The 1,547-nt window shown below is 64.1% G+C and carries 2 protein-coding genes; both read right to left on the bottom strand.

What is annotated here, in order from left to right:
* Positions 1–170 (bottom strand): YbdD/YjiX family protein (locus LQ215_RS29410; protein WP_230153731.1); only part of this gene is annotated, 170 nt, incomplete at its 3' end.
* 15 nt (positions 171–185) lie between these two features.
* A partial coding sequence (locus tag LQ215_RS29405) for a carbon starvation CstA family protein (RefSeq protein ID WP_230153730.1) occupies positions 186–1,547 on the bottom strand: 1,362 nt, incomplete at its 5' end.

The following is a 1,547-nucleotide window of genomic DNA, read 5'->3' as shown; positions in this document are numbered from 1 at the left end:
CCGTAACGGGCCTCCTGGCGTTCGCGAAAGAACGCCTCGTAGTCCATCAACGGTTTGTCCGGGTGCTTGGTTTGCATGTGCTCGACGTAGTTGTCGTAGTCGGGCATGCCGACCATCAGGCGGGCGGCCTGACCGAGGTATTTACCCAGGCGACTCAAGTCATTGAACATCGTTGCAATCCCCTATCAAGCGTCTGGCAAGGCCTGGAATGGCGCTTCCTTGTCCGTGCGTTCCTTGGTACCCCAGGCGGCGATGCCGACCTTGAGCGCGTAGAACAGGATGCTGAAGACCACGAACAGGAACAAGGCCGTCAGCGTCGCGTTGGTGTAGGCGTTGAACACCACGTGCTGCATCTGCTCGATGCTCTTGGCCGGGGCCAGGACCTGGCCGGCGGCCAGCGCATCGTTGTATTTGCGCGCCAGGGCCAGGAAGCCGATCGCCGGGTTGGCGTCGAACAGCTTGATCAGGCCCGCGGTGGTGGTGCAGATCAGCAGCCAGACCGCCGGCAGCATGGTCACCCACACGTAGCGCTGGCGCTTCATCTTGATCAGCACCACGGTGGCGAGCATCAGGGCGATACCGGCCAGCATCTGGTTGGAGATGCCGAACAGCGGCCACAAGGTGTTGATGCCGCCCAGCGGATCGATCACGCCCTGGTACAGCAGGTAACCCCACATCGCCACGCAACCGGCGGTGGCGATCAGGTTGGCCGGCCAGGATTCGGTGCGCTTGAGCGAAGGCACGAACGAGCCGAGCAAATCCTGCAGCATGAACCGTCCGGCACGGGTGCCGGCGTCCACCGCGGTGAGGATGAACAGCGCTTCGAACAGGATCGCGAAGTGGTACCAGAACGCCATGGTGTTCTCACCCGGCAGCACCGAGTGCAGGATCTGCGCGATACCGACCGCCAGGGTCGGCGCACCGCCGGCACGGGCCAGCACGGTGGTTTCGCCGATGTCCTTGGCCACCGCTTGCAGCGCCTCGGGGGTGATTGCAAAACCCCAGCTGCTGACGGTCTGGGCCACGGCCACCACGTCACCGCCGACGATCGCCGCCGGGCTGTTCATGGCGAAGTACACGCCCGGCTCGATCACCGAGGCAGCGACCATGGCCATGATCGCCACGAAGGACTCCATCAGCATGCCGCCGTAACCGATGTAGCGGGCGTTGGTTTCGTTATCCAAGAGCTTGGGCGTGGTGCCCGAGGAGATCAGCGCGTGGAAACCCGAGACCGCGCCGCAGGCGATGGTGATGAACAGGAACGGGAACAGCCCGCCCTTCCATACCGGCCCGGTGCCGTCGGTGAACTGGGTCAGCGCCGGCATTTTTAGCTCGGGCATGGTGACCAGGATGCCGATCGCCAGGGCGACGATGGTGCCGATCTTGAGGAAGGTCGACAGGTAGTCCCGCGGCGCCAGGATCAGCCACACCGGCAGCACCGCCGCGACAAAACCGTAGCCGATCAGCATCCAGGTGATCTGGATCCCGGTGAAGGAAAAGGCCTTGGCCCAGACCGGGTCGGCAGCGATCTGCCCGCCCAGCCAGAT

The organism is Pseudomonas brassicacearum (assembly GCF_918698105.1).
Classification (GTDB): domain Bacteria; phylum Pseudomonadota; class Gammaproteobacteria; order Pseudomonadales; family Pseudomonadaceae; genus Aquipseudomonas; species Aquipseudomonas brassicacearum_F.
This window is presented reverse-complemented; position numbering and strand designations above follow the sequence as displayed.